Here is a 21339-nt window from a genome sequence, read left to right on the forward strand (position 1 = left end):
ACTTGTTATGGGGAGTTATAGTTATGTTACGAACGAAACGAATCAATACAAAATTTGTCTTATCACACGGAGCAATTCTGCTCTTTTTATTTATAGTATCCCTTCTTGTCTTTTTAGTATCCAACTCACAAAAGTTTGATGGGTTACGTATCAATTTAGCGGGGCGTCAACGGATGTTATCACAACGTATGACGAAGGAAATACTCCTATACTCAAAAAGAGAAACAGATCCAGATAAGATACAATTAACAATGACCATATTTGAAGAAACATTGAATGCACTCAAAGACGGAGGAAAGGCCCCTCTAGATACGGCCTTAAAAGATTATGTATATCTACCTCAAATGGAAACAAAAACTACTTTTGATCAACTTAAAATCGTTCAGGACCATTGGTTTATCTTTAAGGATATGTGTAATTCCTATATTACCAATAAAAATGAAACAGCTTATAATTATATTATAGCTAACAATATCCCTCTTTTATCAGAAATGAATACAGCGGTAGTCATGATGCAAGCGACATCAGAAGGGAAAACCCAACGTTTATTATTCATTATCATCATAGGGGTTAGCCTATCTGTAGTCACTTTTATCATTTCCCTTTTCATGACCAGATCTATAACAAGACCACTTATACATTTAGTAGGTATTCTTAAAGCTTATGAGAATGGACAACTAAATAAGGAGTTACCTTCTTCGATTTTGAATCGTAGTGATGAAGTAGGACAACTTGCCCAATCGTTGAACAACATGAATAAAAAAATAGGAGAGATTATTAAGATCGTTCATTCTGGAAGTAATGAAATGACAACGGCAAGCATGGAATTAGCCAGTGGTAATCAAGACCTGGCGGATAGATCTGAGGAACAAACAGATTTATTGGAAAAGACGACTATTGAAATTGGAGAACTGAACCAATCGATTAAGAATAATGCAGAGCACACTGATGCCGCAAAGGCTTTAGCACAGGAAGCCTTGGACAAATCAGTAAAAGGATCGGCAGCAGTCCATGACATAGACTCTTCAATGCAATCTATATCTCAAACGAGCAATCAAATTACCAGTATAATTGAAGTGATCAATAACATAGCATTTCAAACTAACTTGCTGGCTTTAAATGCAAGTATTGAAGCAGCAAGAGCAGGCGAACAGGGAAAAGGCTTTGCTGTTGTAGCTGTTGAGGTAAGAAAACTGGCAAAAAGATCAAATAAAGCGGCAGATGAAATATCTGATATCATCAAAAATAGTAGCAATAGAGTTAATGAAGGAGTTAAGATAACACAAACAGCACGTAAAGTCCTTGATGACATTAACCGATCTGTCAGTAAAGTAACTTCTCTGGTAAGTGATATTACTATTACCTCACAAAAACAGATTAACAGTGTTATCAAGATAGAAAAAACTGTAGAAAACCTCAATGATCATACCCAAAGAAATGCTGCCATGGTTGAAGAAACAGCTGCAGCAACAGAAGAGTTATCCTCCCAATCCCAGGAATTACGTAATACCATAAGCTACTTCAAAATAGATTGAATCAACTAATTGTTGATTATAGGTAACAAGTAGCTTATAGGCTTTTTTACCAAGCTTCTTTATACTCATCTTAATACTATGTTAGAAAAGGATAAGGCATCTATGAAAAAACGAAAAACTATCGCTCTTGTAGCCCACGATAATCGTAAGGAAGACTTGGTAGAATGGGTTTATTATAACTGGCAAAAACTTAAAAGTCATAAACTTGTCTGTACAGGAACAACAGGACGTCTAGTGACAGAAGCTTTTCTCAAGAAAACAGAGGCAACAGTTGATGTCCTTCCAGAAATAATCAAACTCAAAAGCGGCCCCCTGGGAGGAGATCAGCAACTTGGTTCGATGATAGCTACAGAGCAAATTGATATCATGATCTTTTTATGGGATCCAATGGAGCCACAACCTCATGATGTGGATGTAAAGGCCTTAGAAAGAATATCCGTTCTGTACAATATTCCCTTGGCTACAAATAGAGCCTCTGCAGACTTTTTAATTGCCTCAGAATTATTTGATACAGATTATAGACCAAAATCTAAAGATTATTCTGCTTATATCAATCGTAAAGTATGAAGCTCTTGAAGTCTATCGCCCCTGTACCTTCATAAAAGAAATAAAGAGGATAGACTCCTTCCAGATTCTGACTGGACACCATTATGGTCACCCATCTCTTTTGATTCTGTATATTCACAGGGATGATCGTAATGGGTTTTCCCTTCGCAAGAGAGGTAGACAAGATTAGATTTCCACTTGCTTTCCCTCTGATCTTTACTGATACACTATGAAGTCCTTGAAAAGTGAAGAACTTGAATCCCACCGAACTTCCGTCTCTTATATTCGCTATAAACTGATCAGGCGTATCCTCTCTATCCTTTCCCGACTGGGTGATATAAGGATGATCGTAAAGGAAGATCTTTCGAAGTGGTTTATCATATCGTGCCACACCTTTTGAAGAGCGAAGATGACAGGCGATACGGCTTTCATAGTATCCTTGACCAGATAGGGGTTTGCCGTTCAGACCACAACTAGAAAGAGGAGCTTGTAGAAAATGACCATCTTTAAAGATGATTTCCTCTGCACAAGCCTGCCTTGAATAGGAGTGTCTATTCGTATGACGATGATAAAAAATATACCATTTGTCCTTTATATTAAGGAGTCCCCCATGGGTGTTGCCCAGATAATTGAGGCCCTTCTTTTCTCTATCTATATCATTAAGATTGATGTCTCCCAAACTAACCAAAACACCACCAAATAGGTAGTCCTTATTTGGGTAATCACTATAAGCCCAGCATAATTCATGATTATGTACAGATGAATAGACAAAGTAATATTTATTATTGATTTTCCGGATAGAGCTTGCTTCAAAAAACTCATGACCTTGAAAAGAATCCACTCCGTCACTTGGGAATATAAGTTGAGGTTCTTCTTTAATTGTTAGCATGTCATTTTCCAAAGTAAGAACAGTACCACCCTTACATTTTAAGGGAACAAAACCAGTAAGAAAGGAAGGAATGTATTTAGCAAAACCAGAGTACAAATACACTTGTCCCTTATCAATAAATACAGCCGGATCAAAAGGAAGATAATCATTTTTTCTTCTTCCCCATAAAGTGCCGTCTTTATGGCTCACATGACCATGAAAATGAAAGGGGCCTTGAGGGATATCACTAACTGCGACGCCCATGATTCCAGAAAAACCAAGAGTATAATATAGATAATACCGTTTATCCTTACCATATACGACATCTGGAGCAAATAGTAAATTCAGGCCATGACGATTTCTGGGATCCTGATTCTTACGATAAATCACACCTTCATTAGTCCAATTACCCAGATCGTCCACTGGCGCAGAATAACAAACGTAGTCATTAAGACAAAATATGGATCCACCAAAACGATCATGAGAACCATAAAGATACACCCTATCACCAAAGACATAAGGCTCTCCATCAGGTATGTATTCATAACTAGGTAAAAAGGGATTAACTGATTGATTCAAAGTATTCTGATTAGTCATTCATCATGTCTTTATCATTCCTATGAAATAAAGAAACTCCCAGGAGAAATAAAGATACTCCCGGGAGTGAATTAGATTATATTAGTCTTCTTTTGTTTTTATTTTTTTGAAAACAAAGAAGGTTCTTAAACAAAGAAGTAAAGCAATAATAATATCTCCAATAATCAACCCTTTAACCCAAGGGGCCATAGTGAAAGAAACAGTAGAACCAGGAACAATTCCATTCATAGCATTACTATTCGCCACTGTGTACATTAGGTTATGAGCTACGCGTCGTAATTGATTAGCGACAGTAGGACTATTGACTTTATCTAAGGATTTGGAAGTTGAGAAGGTAATATAAATATCTGTCCCAGCAGCTATCCCTTGATTTCCATACATGTATTCATAGAGGTTGAAGTCACTTATAGCAAGTCCCTGGAATCCCCATTCATCACGTAAGACATTAGTCATCAATTCAGGTGAGCCACCTGCCCATGTAGCACCAATACGGTTAAAAGAACTCATTATCGCCATGGACGCTGGGATTTCTTTCTCAGCTAAGGTTCCCTTATCATCAGCGATGTACTTAATATTCGTTCGACTATTTTTGACGACCCATTCAAAAGGTTTAAGATAGATTTCTCTGAAGGCTTGTTCATTGGCCCATACAGAAACCCCATTGTTTACTCTGTTAGTTTCCTGGTCATTCATGGCAAAGTGTTTAATAAATGAGTAAACACCTTTACTAGCAGCCCCTTCAACAACAGACTGGGCTATTTTACCTGACAGAATAGGATCCTCAGAATAGTATTCAAAGTTTCTACCACCAAAGGGTGACCTATGAATATTTACAGCTGGAGCGTACCAGCCATTAACACCATTAGCAAGCGCTTCATTACCTATCATTTGTCCCATAGTAGATGCCATATCTTTGTTAAAAGTTCCAGAGATCATGACAGCTGAAGGATAGGCAATTCCACTAATCTTGGCGCCCATAAAAGAATTAATACCCGCTGGTCCATCTAAATCAACAGTAGCAGGTTTACCAACAGACTCAATAGCCCCGGTATTGTAAGCACTATTGACGACAATAGCAGCAACATCTTCAGGTTTGAGTTGATCAAGGAAGTCCTGCCAAAGGGGATCATCATAATCCCTGGCTCTCATATTGATTAAGTTAATACCATTTTGTTTACCTGTCGTAGGCATATGAGCTTCAGGATCAAGATTTTCAGCAATGGCCCATTCTTGGAATGATTGAATGATAGCTTCATTGGCAGTCATATCATCAACAGTGGGAGCTGTTGGAAAGGTACCTTCAAAGTCAGATCTTGACATATTGGTGATCTTACCAGCTTCCGGTTCATCAGTGAATAAATTCGATATTTGATCAAACTCATTTGTCACTTCAGAAGCATCTGAATTTCTATGATCATTGCCTGAATAAACAACAGTTTTCTTCACATCATAAGTTATTGGGGCTATACCTTCTTTTCTATTATGTGAGTCTGTTTGTACGAGGATTTCGTACTCCCCTTTATCCAGAACATAAGCCCGCTCTGTTTTATAATCATAGGAAGCCATATCTTCTACAGGAAAGGATAGACTAAGGATTTCAGATTCGTTTGGCTCAAGTAATTTTGTTTTAGCAAAATCTCCTAATACAACCTGGGCTTTTTCGATTCCACCATCATAATAGGGAGCATGATAATAGAGTTGTACTACATCTTTTCCCGCTCTATCTCCTGTGTTTGTCACTTCCACATCTACTTGAATTGTACCATCAACATTACCTAGTTCTTGATTAACGACTTTCCAGTCAAAGTCAGTGTAACTCAACCCATATCCGAAGGGATACACTACAGCCTCATCATAATCAATGAAACCTTCATTGGCTGCTGTTTCATAATATCGATAACCATAATAAATTCCTTCTTCATATTGAACAAAGAATCCATCACCAATAGCATTGTCTTCACTAATGTTGTTATATTGATAAAAACCAAAGTTCACAAAAGTGGGATCCTTTGTAAAATCTGAAGCAAATAAATCTACGGTTCTACCTGATGGATTTACCGTTCCATTAAGAACTTCACCTACAGCATAAAACCCAGTCTGACCTGGTGAACCAACATAAAGAATAGCATCAATATCAGGATCGTCTTCCAAAATGCCTAATTCCATTGAAGTACTAGCGTTTATTATGACAATAACTTTGTCAAAATTAGCTTTGGCTAAGGCTAGAAGATCCTTTTCGTCTTTGTTCAATTCCAATTGATGTTGACCTGATACATAATTAGGATCAGAGCCTTCCATATCAAGAGCTAAATCACCGCCTTCTCCACCACCCCGGCCAAAGACCAGGACTGCAGCATCATTATATTGATTAAAGCTAGCTACAGTACTATCAGTGAATTTTGAAACAGGCATTTCTCCTATTCGATAATTTGATTCTTCTGGCTTATCCATAACAATGTCAGCTTTTGGATTTTCATACTTTTTGACAGGGGCACCAAATTGATTTCTTCCCACATTATAAGATGCATATTCATCATACAGTGCGTAGACTTCAGGATTAATTACATAATGAGAGGCTTCCAATCCTGTCTTGAGATCAATTACGGTAAAGATATCTACCGATCCCGACCCGGAACCACCATAAACAGCATCGACAGAATCACGGCCCATAAGGGTTATTCTTGTTTGATCCGATTCTGATGTTGATAAAGGAAGAACTCCATTATTCTTTAATAAAACAATTCCTTCTGACTCAATGGTAGAAACAACTTCTTCTGCCGCAGTTTTGACTTCTTCATCAGAAGCATAATCACTACTGTAATATTGGCTATCCCAATCTTCAGTTCCTTCTGCCTGTGTAATAACGGCCTTACTTGTTCCTAAGTAAAGATCAGCATAACCACTCAATACATTAAATGCTATGTTGATAATTGCCGTTAAACCAATTACAAGCACTAGAGATATTATCCAACTACGTAGTAGCTGTTTTTTACTCTTTTCCTTTTTCATTAGCTCCTCCTCGTAAATATTTAGTTAAATCCAAAGGTTTTTTGTGAAATTTTATAACAAGTTATTGATATAGATCGCCCCAGTCGTCCAGGTAAATGGCTGACTAGACCGAATAGTCCATATCTCAAACGTCTATACAAATAGGGATCCTGGTATTTTACAGAACGCCATAGTTTATTTTTTTTATTTAGATTCTCTTCCTGCCTAGATCTAATGAGCAGGATACTTGATACGGTCATAATGATTTCAAGAAAATGGCGCATATAGCGTTTGAGCTTAGCATTAGTAAATTCGGTATTCAACATATGATCTATCATGATTTGATTGACTTTAAGCTGCTGATCTATGCGCTTAATCATCACCTGTTCATTAACAGACTGATCCTCCCGTCCAATGAAATATCTATAGAAATCAACATTGAGATAGTAGAGCTTTTTAACATAAGGTAAAGGAATGAAAGCAAATAGATTATCAACATAAAAAGTATGTTCAGGGAGTATTAATCCAGACTCAATCAGCAGTGCTCTTCTATATATTAAGGAGTGCATTAACAAATACTGACCTTTTCGAAAGGATTTAATGTCATTCCAGGTAAAGACTGTGTTCTGAGGTAACGCATTTGTATATCGTATGGTTTTCTTCATCTTAGCGCCTAACTTCTCGTAGACAAAATTACTAACCAGCATATCAATAGATTCACCTGATGAGTGTAATGATTTCAATTGAGTTAAAATCGTAGAAAGGGCAGATTCCTCAACCCAATCATCACTATCAACAACCTTAATATATTCACCAGTAGCGTTGGTGATGCCTGTGTTCACAGCACCACCATGCCCCTTATTATCTTGATTGACTAGTTTAACGATATGGGGATAACGTTGTTCATAGTCCTGTCCTATTTGAGATGTTTGATCTGTGGACCCATCATTAATGATTAAAACTTCTAAGACTTCATCGGTATCACTCAGTAAAGAATCTAAGCATTTACCCATATAATCTTGAGAATTATAACAAGGAACAATGACAGATAATAACTTCATAATACCTCTTAGGCCTCTTTTTCCTTAAAAATGATTTTGAATATAGGGAAGAAAACCCAAAAGGAAATAGCTGCATTAATGATCATGGTAATAAAGTCAGCCATCGCTTCTCCTGCGGATCCTAATCCAAGAGTATTCATAAGTAAGTTATAGATGGGGGCTTTATATAATCCCTGCAGGGCAGCCGCTAAAATAGTGATAACTATCCATGCGATAAAATACCAGAATGCTGATTTCCAAATATTATTATTCGATTTAAAAGTAATATTACGTTGAGCAAAAAAGTTAATGATTTGAGCTATGGCTAAAGTAATCTCGACAGCAAGGAAATAAGCTAATCCACCACCCCCACCATTCGCTATCGAACCTGCTGGGTAGTTAAATATATAGTATAGGCTTCCATCCAAATTGTGTCCTATAGGCCAGATTTGGAAGCTAGTATGCACGAGGCCAGTTCCTTCAAAAATACTTTTTAGAAGGGGCATCATTAACATTTGTAATAGAGTAACCCCATTACTCAAAATAAAAAATACAATAAATTGCGCTATAGTAGGATGCTTTTGTGTAAAGCCTGTCCACCATGCTTTAATTCCAGTGTTATTCATATCTTTTCTCTCTCTTGATAAGCTTGGGCTCATTTACTTATGAGCCTTTTTCAATTTTTTCTTTTCTTTAAAAAAGTGATTGAAACCTTTAAAGAAGTGTCCATTTACAACCATAAGAAGACCATCGATCATTGGAAGACTAAAAATCCCCCCTGTCATTCTAGCTATTCCTCGAAATGGCATATGATAAACAGACATAATAATCAGGTTGGCAGTCGCTCTTTGACCTATACACTTCAAAAACCAATGAGCAAAGATTATCAATCTAAAACTTAGACGGGCTACCCAGCTTTTGGCATATTGGCATTGGGCAATGGTGTCATTGTAACCAAGGGCTTTTTTTCTATTCCAAAGAGTGTCAGGACGGGGTTCTATTAAGAGTTCTTCATATTCCGCATCTCCTACATTGGCGACTTTGCCATTAAAATAAGAAGGAAGGTTTTCTTTCTTATAAGGAGAGGGAGCATCAGTACCCGTAATTTCTATTTTGTCCAATAGCTGTATATCTGCACTGGAAGAACCTATCATAATGGTATAACTACCAGATTCGATTTCCCAGGTTTGAGTTTTGACATTAAAGTAACGAAAAGCTTTGTCATCTAAAGGAATAGTTATATTAATACTTTGTCCTGGTTCTAGATGATTCTTAGAAAACCCTTTTAATTCTTTTGAAGGTCTGAATATCTGATCAGAAGGTCCTTTTATATATAGTTGTGAAATTTCAGAACCTTTGACTAAGCCTGTATTGCTTAAAGTAAAACTAACGGATGTTTGGGAAAGCTTCAAATCTTCATATTTGAATTGGGTATAACTCAAACCATATCCAAAGGGAAATAATACAGGAGTATTGCTTGTATCATAATATCGATATCCGACAAAAAGACCTTCACGGTATTCCACAGAGTTTTCCATTCCTGGAAAGTTAGACCTAGAGGAAACATCTTCATATTGAAAAGGATAAGATTCAGCTAATTTACCAGAGGGATTAACCTGACCAGTAATAACATTAAGGATCGCTCCTGCCCCAGCTTGTCCTGAAAGATAAGCATGTAACACTCCGGAGGCCTTATTAATCCAAGGCATTTCAACAGCTGATCCACTGGACAAAACAATGATAATGTTTTTATTGACCTGGGATAGTTCATGTAAAAGGTCAATTTGATTTTGGGGTAACTTCATGTTAGGCCGATCAAGACCTTCTACTTCACTATACTCATCTAGTCCTATGAATAAAATAACTTTGTCAGCCTTTTTCGCAAGTTGACAGGCTTTTCGAATGAGAGCGTTACTGGTTCCTCCATATCGTTTAAATCCTCTAGCATAGCCAACATAGTTTAATGAGCTTGAGGGGATTAAATCTAAAAAGGAGTCAAGTTTTGTTGGATTTACAATAGAAGACCCAGCACCCTGATAACGGGGTACATCAGCAAAGTCTCCAATAACAGCGACAGAGGTATTCTCTTTTAGAGGAAGAATATCCCCTTCATTCTTAAGCAATACTATAGACTCTTCAGCAGCCGTTTGAGCAAGCTTATGATGTTGTTCTATATCGACTGTAACATCTCGGTCTGACAAGGCTTTATTAGTATCATAAGTCAAAGTAAGCAGGCGGTTTACAGCTTCATCCAGGATAGACTCTTCAATTTTTCCTTCCTTTATAGCAAGAACGATATCTCTATCTGTTTCGCCTCCAGTTGTTGGCATTTCAAGTTCATTTCCTGCTCTCAAACCTTCAACTCTATCATTGCTTCCACCCCAGTCTGTTATAACACAGCCATCATAGTTCCAGTCTATTCGAAGAATATCCTGCATTAAATGAAGATTTTCATTGGTATAAAAACCATTCAGTTTGTTATAAGAGGACATTAAAGATTTAACTTGTCCTTCTTTTACGGCCATTTCAAAAGCTGTAAGGTATATCTCTCTTAGAGTCCTTTCATCAACAATAGTATCAATGGTCATCCGATTCATTTCCTGATTATTGACACTGAAATGTTTGACACAGGCAGAGACACCCTGAGATTGAATTCCACGAATCATTGACGAAGACAACTTACCTGCCAGGTAGGGATCTTCACTGAAGTACTCAAAGTTTCTACCACAGAGGGGGTTTCTCTTTATATTGATACCAGGACCTAATAAGACGTTTACTTTTTGACTTAATGCTTCTTCACCCAAAGCTTGACCGATTTGTTCACCCAGGTCCTCGTTCCAACTATTGGCTAATGTAGCGGCTGTAGGAAAACAAGTTGCTGGTAAACTCTCATTTAAACCTAGGTGATCTGCAGCAACTGCTTGTTTTCTTAAACCATGGGGACCATCTGACAAAAACAAATTGGGAATGTTTAAGCGGGGTATGTCCTGGGATTGCCAGAAGTCCTTACCTGACATAAGAGAAGCCTTCTCCTCTAATGTCATTTGATCAATAATTTCTTTATATTTCATAAGTTCCTATCTCTTCCTGGTTGGTTTGATGACTATAACATGGCTTTTTTCAGACAGCCATAAGCTTATTGTTAAGGGGGAGCAACCATTAGTTTAACCATAAACAAACAGTTACCCCCTACAACCAATTGTAGAGATAGAAAACAAAAATACTATTATTTTAATCTATCATTGATTCTACTTGTGATAAGGCAGCGGCGACGGTCTTATCCATATCGTAGTATCTATACTCACCTAAACGCCCACCAATGTGTACATCAGGAAGTGTATCGGCAAGAGCCTTATATTGCCTATAAAGTTCATTATTTTTTGTATCATTAATGGGATAGTATGGTTCATCCCCCAAAGACCACTCTTCACTATATTCATAACTGATGACTGTCTTTGGCTGCTGTCCAAAGTTAAAGTGCTTGTGCTCAATAATCCTGGTATAAGGTGTTGATTTATCTGTGTAATTCACAACTGCATTTCCCTGAAAATTAGGAATATCCAGGTACTGAGTGTCAAACCTGACTTTTCTATATTCAAGTGTTCCTAACTTGTAATCAAAAAAAGCGTCTATAGGTCCAGTGTAGATTATTTTTGAGGCTTGACTATTCCAATAGTCCCTATTTTCTAAATAATCCGTATTGGTTTTGACGTCTATATTTTCAATTAATTTTTCTATTAGGTAAGTGTAACCTTTTTTGGGGATCCCCTGATAAGGATGATTGAAATAATTATTATTGAATGTAAACCTAACAGGTAAGCGTTTAATAATAAAAGCTGGTAATTCAGAACACGAACGTCCCCACTGCTTTTCTGTATAGCCTTCAATCAATTTTTCAAAAATATCTTTTCCGACCAAATTGATGGCTTGTTCTTTTAGGTTTTTCGGTTCATCGGTAAAGTTATCTTTTCTTTGTTTCTCAATAATCTCCCTAGCCTCATCAGGAGTTTTGGCTCCCCACATCTGGTAGAAAGTATTCATATTAAAGGGGAGATTATAAAGTTCTCCATTATAATTAGCTATTGGACTATTTACATAATTGTTGAACTCCACAAATTCATTAACATAGTCCCACACAAGTTTATTATCTGTATGAAATATGTGAGCTCCATATTGGTGAATATGGATTCCTTCCCACTCTCTAGTATATATATTCCCACCAATGTGGTTTCTTTTTTCAATAATTAGGCATCGTTTTCCAGCCTTTGTTAATTCATGTGCCAGAACTGAACCATAAAGACCTGATCCGACAATTAAATAATCATACATCATTTCTACCCTTCTGTTTCTTTTTTAGGATAGTACCTATCCCTTTGAAGAAATGCCCATTGGCTATTAAAAGAATACCATCTACAGTCTGAAAAGAGATCTTGCCTCCGGTTAAAAGAGATAAGGCTCTAAAGGGCATGTTGTAAACAGATACTTTTAAGAAATTATAGGCTTTTCTCTGTCCTGTTCTTTCTAAAAGCCACATTATCAGTTGAAAGAACCGAAAAGAGATTCGTATGACAAGACCCTTTGCATAAATACATTGTGCAATCGAGTCGTTATAGTCCAATGGCCGATTACGATCCCATAAGGGGGAAGGTAAAGGATAACCCAATAGTTGTTCAAACTCATGGGAGGGAACATTTTGTATTTGACCAGATTGATAATGCTTCAAGCTGTGATTTGTATAAGTCTGTTGTTTTGAAGTCCCTGTTATGAATAGGCTATCGGTTAATTTTATATCTTGACTTGAGGAACCTATTAATATGTCGTAGGAAGATTCTTCAACCTCCCAGGAATTATTCTCTATATCAAAATATCGGAAACTTTTATCATCAAAAGATATTGTGATTTCTTTTGTTTCTCCCGGATTTATAAATACTTTCTTAAAACCTTTTAATTCTTTATATGGTCTAAATATGGCTTTACTCTGACAATGTATATATAATTGGGCTATTTCCATTCCCGGTACAGATCCAGTGTTGGTTATTTTAAAAGTCACCCCTTCAGAATTCACCTTTAAATCAGAGTATTCGTAACTAGTGTAACTTAGGCCAAAACCAAAGGGAAATAAAACATTTACATTTGCTGTGTCATAATAACGATATCCAATATAAACAGATTCGCGATATTCAACACTGGCTTCTTTTCCAGGAAAATGATTATAGGTTGGAGTATCTTCATAACGATAGGGATAAGTTTCAGCTAACTTACCAGAAGGGTTAACATCACCAGATATTATACGGAGTAATGCACGTGCTCCCGCTTGACCACTTAAATATCCATGCAATAGGCCTTTCACCTTAATGATCCATGGCATTTCAATCGCTGAACCGCTGGATAAGCAAACAACAATGTTTTCATTCACTTTGTATAAGGTGTTTAATAGTTCTATTTGATTTGAAGGTAACCTCATATCTTTACGATCTAGACCTTGTACTTCTGATAACTCATCTAAACCCAGGTAGAGAAGCACAACATCCGCCTTCTGAGCTAGCTCACAAGCGGTCTTTACTAACTTTTTTTGCGTCTTGCCATTACGTAAAAAACCTTGGGCATAACCAATACTAGTAATACCTGACTCAGCAAAGCATTCCAATGTATTTTCTAAAATTGTGGGATTGACCTGAGAAGACCCGGATCCCTGGTATCTTGCTTCTTTGGCAAAATCCCCTATAACAGCCACTTTTTTGTTATATTTAATGGGTAGAATATCGTCTTTGTTTTTAAGTAATACAATAGATTCTTCAGCCATTTTTTGAGAGATCCGATGATGTTTGGCTACATCAAAGGGCATACTAGGTGTTTTTCCTATTTGACTAGTTTTTAAAACCAAATCCAATACACGATCAACACATTCATCTAATTGTTCTTCAGCTAATTCATTAGATTTAATAGCATCGATGATTTGTCTATCTGTTTCTCCTCCAGAAGAAGGCATTTCCAATTCATTTCCCGCTTTTATTCCTTTAACGCGATCACTACTCCCACCCCAATCAGTAATAACACAACCATCATATTCCCATTCATCTCTTAATATGTTGACCATGATATGGAGGTTTTCATTTGTATATTCCCCATTCAATTTGTTATAAGAGGACATAATGGCTTTAGTTTTCCCTTCTTTAACAGCTATTTCAAATGCAGTTAGATAGATCTCTCTTAATGCTCTTTCATCTACGATGGTGTTAAGGGACATACTTCTTTCTTCTTGGTTTTTAGCACAATAATGTTTGACACAAGCAGAGATACCATGTGTTTGAACGCCACGAATATAACTTGCGGCTAATTTGCCAGCTAAATATGGGTCTTCACTGAAGTACTCAAAATTACGTCCACAGAGAGGGCTTCTCTTCATATTTATGCCTGGTCCTAGTAGGACATGAACATTTTGTGATACAGCTTCCTTTCCTAAATAAGATCCAACGGCTTCACTCAGCTCAATATTCCAACTATTCGCCACAGTAGCTTCAGTTGGAAAACAGGTAGCAGGAATTCCCTGATTGAATCCCATTTGACTTGAGGATACAGCTTGTTTTCGTATTCCATGGGGTCCATCTGCCAAAAAGATACTAGGAATTCCCAAAGAGAGAATATCCTGTGTCTGCCAAAAATCCTTACCAGACATAAGAGAGGCTTTCTGTTCCAATGTCATTTTTTTTATTATATGTTGATATTTAAGATTAGACATATTAGCTCATATACCCTGTTGCTTTATATAATTAAGGAACTGTTGTTCAACTTGATTCTTTATATCCCTCACACGTGTGACAAAATATACATTTAAGGGGATTTTTTCTTTTAATTTTACAACTTTTAAATTTTTATTAGGGAAGGTCTTTTCTACAAAATCTATAGAGATACCTACTAAGTGCTGGCTTTCACATAAACCATGAATGGCGGCCAAGTTTCCACTCTCATGGATGATAGAAGGAGAGAAACCTAGCTCAAGACATTTGTCTATAATACTATGATTCTTATCTGAATCTACAGTTTTAAGTGCTATTTTCTGATTTTCCAAATCTGCAATTGAGATTTCAGAAAGCTTGGCAAAAGGATGATCAAGAGCTACCACAACAACGATCTCTCCAGAAGACAAAAGCTCATATTCACAATTATCTAAGCCTTCATGTCCAAGAAGAATGGCAACATCTGCTTCTTCTTGAACGAGTTCATTTAAAGAATAATCATCGGGTATCTCTTTTATTTTCAATTGAATATGTGGTTGTTCCTTTGTAAACTCATATATTTTATTTAATGGAATCAGAGAGCTGATGGAATAACAGATCATCACTTGAAAAGCGCCTTGACTACCATTTAACAAACTGATTTCTTTTTGAATATCTTCCATTAAATAAAGAATATGACGGGCACGGGCATAGAGTAACTCTCCAGATTCAGTTGCTTCCATACCTTGAGTCCCTCTATAGAATAATTCAGTATCCAATTCTATCTCCAACTGCTTTATAGCTTTGCTTAAACCCTGAGGAGATATAAATATTTCTTTGGCTGCTGAAGTTATGCTTTTTCTTTCATATACCTTAATAAAACATTGAAGAGCCTTCGTATTCACATTAACAGTCTATGAGTATTTTCCTATTTTTGCCATAATCTTTTGGTTGGACCTGTCAACTGTTTATTGATCATCTCTGGGAAAATGAATGGAAAAAGTGGTTTTTTCTCCTGTTTCCAATTCCATATCCCCTTCTAGTTGTGAGACCAGAGCCTCTATAAGATCAGAACCTAATCCCCGGTGACCGTCCTGATAGGGTTTGCCATCGTTTGATATTCGAAGAAGTATCATATTCTGTTCCTGAAAACCTCCATTAAAAGATATTGTTCCTCCAGGTAACAGGCCATATTTAATAGCATTTGTGATTATTTCCGCAGTCAATATGCCCAAAGGGATTACTCTTTTGGCAGGTAATGTAAATTTATTCATATTATTCTCAACTGCAACAGGGAATTGGCAGACTGAGGACAATATCATTGTTGTGATTTCCGTTAAGTATTGAGGAATCTCAATCTGAGATAAATCACTACTTTTATACAAAGTATCATGGACATTTTGAATGGCAATGATACGAGCACTCAAATCTTTTAATGTCTGCTCTGTATAAGGACCACCTTCATCAGTAATTAAACTTATAATGTGATTAATAAGAGCCAGATTGTTCTTTACACGGTGATGAATTTCTTGAATTAACAACTTTCTTTCTTTACTGGTCTTTTCGAGTTTTTTATTTAATTCTTGAAGATTATCATTTTGAATACCTAAAGATTTGTTGTATTTTTGTTGTTGATACATAAAACTCAAAACCCAGGTGATAGCACTGAAGGTAAGGAACAGACCTATAAGAAGTCCAGACTGCTTTTGAAAATTTCTTATATCCGGATTTCGATCCATCACCATAGTAAAATACAAAGGAAAAGCATTTAGCTGTTGAATCCCTTGTGTGTATTTTTTGAATGATCGAATATGAGTACCACCTGTTAATGAAGAAGCTACCTTTTCCTCCCCATTGTATATCTCTATATCTGCAAAAGATTTTGTTTGCTTATAATTACGCTCTAATAAAAGACTAAACTTAGCATCCCATAAACTGATATTGAATATATTGGACATTGATGGATCTTCCGGTGAAGGAAAAAGACTTTGGTCATTAAGACCTATTTCGAATAGATATTTGATATATCCTTGTTCATCAAATATAACACGACTCAAATGAATATAATTATCGACATCATGGTTTCCCTGAAGTAAAACAAAATCCACCTGGTTATTACTATGGTACTGGCTTAGCAAAGTGTAAACTTCATTACTATCAGGAGAAAAGACACTCTTCCACAATACTTGACCTGTGCCATTAAAAACTTTGAGATAGGATATCTCTGGATGAAGTATTAGCTCTTGTCTAAGAAATTCCAGACCTTGATCAGTGAGACTTTGATTATTCATATAGACTAAATAACGAAGAAAACTATCAGCAGTAAGTAAACTATTATTTATTTGGGAGCTCATTAGCTGGAGAAGATGTTCCATGTCGGCATTTGTCTTTCTTTCCAATGCTGACCACAGGTTCTTGATAGACAAAGAAACAATTATAATTGTTGTCACAGTTAACATAAGGGTCAACAGGTACCGCATTTTGTTTACCAAGTTTTACTCCTGCAGATAGGCTCCAATGGAAAGTTGCTTTATAAATTGACCTTCTAAATTACGTACTTCCTTTTGAGTCTGATTTAAGTCATCTTTTTGGGGAGCTGTTACAATTATGCCATGTGATTGAGCACTATTTATAGCTTCTATTTGAGCCAATTGTGCTTGCTTTCTTTGTTCCAAAACGATTTTATTCCAAGTACTAACAAACTCATTTTTCTGTTGTGTACTTAATTTTTTCCAAAACTTAACAGAAACAATAGGGACATATTGGGCAAAGTATTCATAATCGGTAAAGGCATATTTAATGCCTCCTTCCCACAGATTTGCACTGTTAATGGTTTCAAAGGTGGTTAATATCCCATCGATGGAATGATCCTTTATACGGGGAATCAGATCAGGCCAAGCAATGATTACGCCTTGAGCACCCAGGGCATTAATTCGTAATCTGTTGGCTTCTCCTCCTGCTACTCGAATCTTTAACCCTTTCAAGTCTTTAAAACTCTTTATTTGTTTTCTTGTTGTAAAGATATGAGCTGGGCCTAAATCCATCCAAAGACCAGGAACAATAACTCCCAGATTACCCTCAATCTTATTCAGTAACAACTGACCTTTATCACTCTCCAAAAACTCATCATAATCTTTACTATTTTTACCCCAGAACTGAGGAAGGAGGAAATAACTGATATCGGGAACATAACGATCGAGTTGCCATGTACCAGGAACGGCCATTTCCAAACTGCCACGAGCTAATGCAGTTATCACTTCCTGATCTCTGAATAGTTGAGCAGAATCATAAAATTGGACCTTATATTCTGGTCCTAATATGTCAGATATTTCCTGGGCAAATAGTGCAACACCTTTGGTTTGTACATGGTTTTGAGTATTTTCGACAGATATACGAAATAGAATCTGTCTCTGATTGTAGGCACTGCTCAACAAAAGCAGGAAGAGAGATAGTAAGATAATGGTTTTCTTTTTAGATAAGTCCATAAAAAAATCCATAAAATAACTCCATTTCCCTTATCTATCAACTAATCCTAATGACTGTGATATGTAAATACAAGTCTACTTCAGTAAAAGATTGTTTTCCCCCCACAGACAACAGACTAATTAAATGTTAACATAATTAATATGCCTAGGTATTCAAATCATCATCACACATCAATCCAATCTGCTGAGAAACTCGCTGATACTATATTAAAAAAGGTATATGGTGCTGCTAGAAAAGAAAAATGGGGAACTGCTTTTATGCAAATAGCATGGACAGCTGGACCTGTTACCTACCTGGGATTACAAGGGGGGTATTATGTAGCTTATGGCAAGACTGCATCTCCAGAAGTATTTATATATTTTGCTGGATATACTGTCATTGCAGGTATATTTGCTTTAATCTCTAAGTTTATTTACAACATGACAGCAGGGGATAGTAGAGAGGAAGAAAGAAATTCCCTGGAAAGGGTTTTTAACCTTCTGCCCAAAAGAATTGCAGAAATCAGGGATTTGCAATTGACAAATCTTGATGAAAAGGGCCGTAACATATTAGGGGCAAAATACCTGTTGGAGAATCCTGATGCAGATGCCTATGCCTTAGCAACAGCTATGTACGATCTAACAAATGATCTAGAAATATCAGAGATTATGGCCCATGCCGAGACTTATCGTCAAAATGGACTCTTATCTAGAGCAAAAGAAAAGAGAGAACGGATAAAAATCCTGCTGGAACCACACATGGAGCAAATAAAAGCATCCTCCGAAGAAGTGACACGCTTAATATTGAACAGAGTAAATGGTGTAGGACCGGATAAAAATGTTGGAAGAATGAGAACCAGAGGGTTTATTTCCAGGGTCTTATCGGCAGCTGAGAATGATGATTTAAATTTAATGACGCTTTCAGATTCTGAAGAAGTGTGTATCTTGGCCTTTGAGCTTATATGCAGTAGACAATATCCTTACTTTCATGCCCATTATATCGGGCACAAAGCCTATACAATCGCAGCGAAGAGATTGGAGATAGCAAGAAGAGAGTATGGATCAGCCATATATAAACGCAATAGTTACTTAAGAATACTGGCAGAACGACTGTACCGAGAAAGTGCAAAGAATACTCATATAAAGGGTATTCATAAGGTTATAGCCTCTCTGCCCAATATTAGATCATCCCAAATACTTCAAGAGAAAATTGTAGCAACACTCAAGGAAAATATCCATAATAAAAGCTACTCAGCTTCAAAGTTAAGAGCAGATTTAGATATATATCAGAGACTTCGTCGAGCAGGTTTAAAAACAAAACAGGCACATAAAAAATTCCAGACTACATGGATTAATTATGTAAAGATGCTTCAGGAAATGGATCGTAGTGAACACCCCCTTTCAAAACTACATCTGATGCATAAAAAGAATAAAGGAAAGGGAGTATACCTAACAGAAAAATCCATAGGTCTGCACCAAAAGCAGATAATACCTATGGTTCAACTTTTCGAACAAAAACTGGAAGAATTCACATTAGAACATGAAACAGCAGAGGTCAAAGTAAATGATCAAAAAGAACTAGCCGTAGATTTACTTTTGATTATAGATAAATATATTCCCTTAAGCCCACCCAGAACACAACGAACTATTGAAGATACACGGTCAGCGTACTTAAATTATATTTTCCGTGACACCAGTATATCCATGAGGCAACCTTGGGGATTATCATTAATCTCAGGTATAAAATATTCACGCCAACAGGCAATACATAGCGTTATAAGTAGACTCATTGAATATGATCGCTTAAAGCTAACAAAAGAGGATATCCCCTATCTTATAGAAAACTATGATGGAGATATGACTTTTCTAGAAGAACAGATGAATCAGGAACAACAAAGCTGGACATCTGATTTTGATATCCCGGAACCTATTGTCGTTCCCGTCTTAAATGAAATTAAAAGGCAAGACTCTTGATTAATAAGAAAAAAGTCATTAACATCGCTAGAATATGAATTACATTAATATAAATTTTACAACGACTACGACAACTCTAACTATACCCATTGCGGGCTAGAGGTCGTACAAATATATACGAAAACCCCGCATAGCGGGGTTTTTTTAGGTCCTGACCTATAACCTTGTTGTGCGTGACAATAAGGAGCATTATTATGAAAAACCATTTACAATTAGGGAAGGAACTAGACCTCTTTATACAATCACCAACTGTAGGTAAAGGTTTGCCATTACTAACAGAAAAAGGTAATTGTATTAAGAGAAGCATGATTAAATTGGTAGAAGAACTAGAGGAAAAGAATGGCTATCTCTTGACTAGTACTCCCTTAATGGCAAGTAAAAACCTGTATGAGATATCAGGACACTGGGACCTGTATAAAGAAGACATGTTTGTACTGGAAGCCGGTCCAGAAGACTATTATGCTTTGAGGCCTATGACATGTCCTTTTCAATTCCAATTATATCTTAGAAAAAAACATAGTTATAAAGAACTGCCTATTCGTTATTCCGAAACTTCTACTTTATTTAGAAATGAACCTACAGGATCTATTCATGGACTAAATAGGATTAGGCAATTCACTTTATCTGATGGACATATTATCTGCAGATTTGACCAAATTGAAAAAGAATTTCTTAATTGCCTGGATATTATTAATACCATAATGGCTAAACTAGACTTTAAAAACTTCTGGTTTAGATTCTCAACAAGAGATCCTCAAAAGAAAAACAAATATATAGAAAATGACTCAGCTTGGGAAAAATCTGAGTCCTTACTAAAATCCTTTTTGGTAAAACATAATATTTCCTATTCTGATGGAAAAGGAGAAGCCGCATTTTATGGGCCTAAACTGGATATCCAAATGAAAGATGCTGAAGGGCGCGAAGAAACTCTTTTTACATTACAACTAGACTTTGCACTAGCAGAACGTTTCGGAATGACCTACACTGATGAAAACAACAAAGAAGAGCATCCGTATATAATCCATAGATCCAGCATTGGGTGTTATGAGCGGACATTAGCCCATTTATTGGAAATTCATCAAGGTGCCCTCCCCTTTTGGTTAATGCCTACACAGATAATGATAATACCTGTGAATGATAAGCACCTTGATTATGCACTTAAAGTACAGGATTTTTTAACTGATAGTAAATTTCGAGTTGAAATAGATAAGAGAACCGAGACCTTGGGTAAACGCATACGCGAAGCAGTAAAAATACGTACTCCCTATCTGATCATTATTGGTGAGAAAGAAATAGCAACAAAGACAATTAATGTAAGAAAAAGAGGACAGAAGGATTCTACCCAAATAACTTTAGATCAGTTCAAACAGATGTTAAAGAATCAATACTGAATTAATTATATGTGGATCAGATCCTATTAATAAAATCTCAACTTAGAAGTTAGGACATCTAAATATTGACTATAGAATAGGGACTTCATGTAAGCCAATGAACAAAACCATAGAAAAAAGTCCCATCTTAGAAAACTAAAGATGTCCTAAATTAACAGGTTTCCAAAATGTTCAAATTTGATTAAATTGATATTTAACAATGTATAGTGACAAAATAAAT

14 protein-coding genes are annotated in these 21339 nt (G+C 36.4%); 4 read left to right on the forward strand and 10 right to left on the reverse strand.

Annotated elements, in window-relative coordinates; genetic code table 11:
- Positions 1–23: 23 nt before the first annotated feature.
- Both K345_RS20850 and K345_RS0111355 read left to right on the forward strand, forming a co-directional pair.
- Complete coding sequence (locus tag K345_RS20850; protein WP_053228251.1) at positions 24–1535, forward strand: methyl-accepting chemotaxis protein; 1512 nt, start codon at positions 24–26, stop codon at positions 1533–1535.
- A gap of 102 nt (positions 1536–1637) precedes the next feature.
- Positions 1638–2102 (forward strand): methylglyoxal synthase, encoded by a 465-nt coding sequence (locus K345_RS0111355; RefSeq protein WP_028974242.1) that lies wholly within the window; start codon positions 1638–1640, stop codon positions 2100–2102.
- On the opposite strand, the gene K345_RS0111360 is transcribed toward K345_RS0111355, so the two are convergent.
- The 10 genes from K345_RS0111360 to dctP all read right to left on the reverse strand — a co-directional run bounded on the left by K345_RS0111360 (position 2086) and on the right by dctP (position 17787).
- Positions 2086–3546 (reverse strand): family 43 glycosylhydrolase, encoded by a 1461-nt coding sequence (locus tag K345_RS0111360; protein WP_028974243.1) that lies wholly within the window; start codon positions 3544–3546, stop codon positions 2086–2088. The two genes, K345_RS0111355 and K345_RS0111360, sit on opposite strands and share 17 nt — an antisense overlap.
- Before the next feature lie 81 nt (positions 3547–3627).
- Complete coding sequence (locus K345_RS20855; protein ID WP_037572100.1) at positions 3628–6555, reverse strand: beta-glucosidase; 2928 nt, start codon at positions 6553–6555, stop codon at positions 3628–3630.
- A 20-nt stretch (positions 6556–6575) separates the two neighbouring features.
- Positions 6576–7595, reverse strand: coding sequence for a glycosyltransferase family 2 protein (locus K345_RS0111370; protein WP_028974244.1), 1020 nt, complete (start codon positions 7593–7595; stop codon positions 6576–6578).
- Positions 7596–7603: 8 nt separating this feature from the next.
- Positions 7604–8200 (reverse strand): hypothetical protein, encoded by a 597-nt coding sequence (locus K345_RS0111375; protein ID WP_028974245.1) that lies wholly within the window; start codon positions 8198–8200, stop codon positions 7604–7606.
- A 33-nt stretch (positions 8201–8233) separates the two neighbouring features.
- Positions 8234–10645, reverse strand: coding sequence for a beta-glucosidase (locus K345_RS0111380; protein ID WP_028974246.1), 2412 nt, complete (start codon positions 10643–10645; stop codon positions 8234–8236).
- Between the two features lie 160 nt (positions 10646–10805).
- The gene (gene glf, locus K345_RS0111385) at positions 10806–11906 is read right to left on the reverse strand and encodes a UDP-galactopyranose mutase (protein ID WP_037572103.1); all 1101 of its coding nucleotides are present in this window, start codon (positions 11904–11906) and stop codon (positions 10806–10808) included.
- Positions 11896–14313: a beta-glucosidase family protein gene (locus tag K345_RS0111390; RefSeq protein ID WP_028974248.1), complete on the reverse strand. Its 2418-nt coding sequence runs from the start codon at positions 14311–14313 to the stop codon at positions 11896–11898. The genes glf and K345_RS0111390 overlap by 11 nt, the downstream gene beginning before the upstream one ends.
- A gap of 6 nt (positions 14314–14319) precedes the next feature.
- Positions 14320–15195 carry a LysR family transcriptional regulator gene (locus K345_RS0111395; RefSeq protein ID WP_028974249.1) on the reverse strand — a complete coding sequence of 292 codons (876 nt, stop codon included), beginning with the start codon at positions 15193–15195 and terminating at the stop codon, positions 14320–14322.
- Between the two features lie 63 nt (positions 15196–15258).
- Positions 15259–16782 (reverse strand): sensor histidine kinase, encoded by a 1524-nt coding sequence (locus K345_RS0111400; protein WP_028974250.1) that lies wholly within the window; start codon positions 16780–16782, stop codon positions 15259–15261.
- A gap of 3 nt (positions 16783–16785) precedes the next feature.
- Positions 16786–17787, reverse strand: coding sequence for a TRAP transporter substrate-binding protein DctP (gene dctP, locus K345_RS0111405; RefSeq protein ID WP_245584624.1), 1002 nt, complete (start codon positions 17785–17787; stop codon positions 16786–16788).
- Positions 17788–17916: 129 nt separating this feature from the next.
- On the opposite strand from dctP, the gene K345_RS0111410 reads away from it, so the two are divergent.
- Both K345_RS0111410 and thrS read left to right on the forward strand, forming a co-directional pair.
- Positions 17917–19728 carry a hypothetical protein gene (locus K345_RS0111410; protein ID WP_028974252.1) on the forward strand — a complete coding sequence of 604 codons (1812 nt, stop codon included), beginning with the start codon at positions 17917–17919 and terminating at the stop codon, positions 19726–19728.
- 194 nt (positions 19729–19922) lie between these two features.
- Positions 19923–21119, forward strand: a complete 1197-nt coding sequence (thrS, locus tag K345_RS20860; RefSeq protein ID WP_053228252.1) for a threonine--tRNA ligase — start codon at positions 19923–19925, stop codon at positions 21117–21119.
- The last annotated feature ends 220 nt before the right edge of the window (positions 21120–21339 follow it).

The sequence above is a fragment of the Spirochaeta cellobiosiphila DSM 17781 genome (assembly GCF_000426705.1).
Classification (GTDB): Bacteria; Spirochaetota; Spirochaetia; order DSM-17781; family DSM-17781; genus Spirochaeta_E; species Spirochaeta_E cellobiosiphila.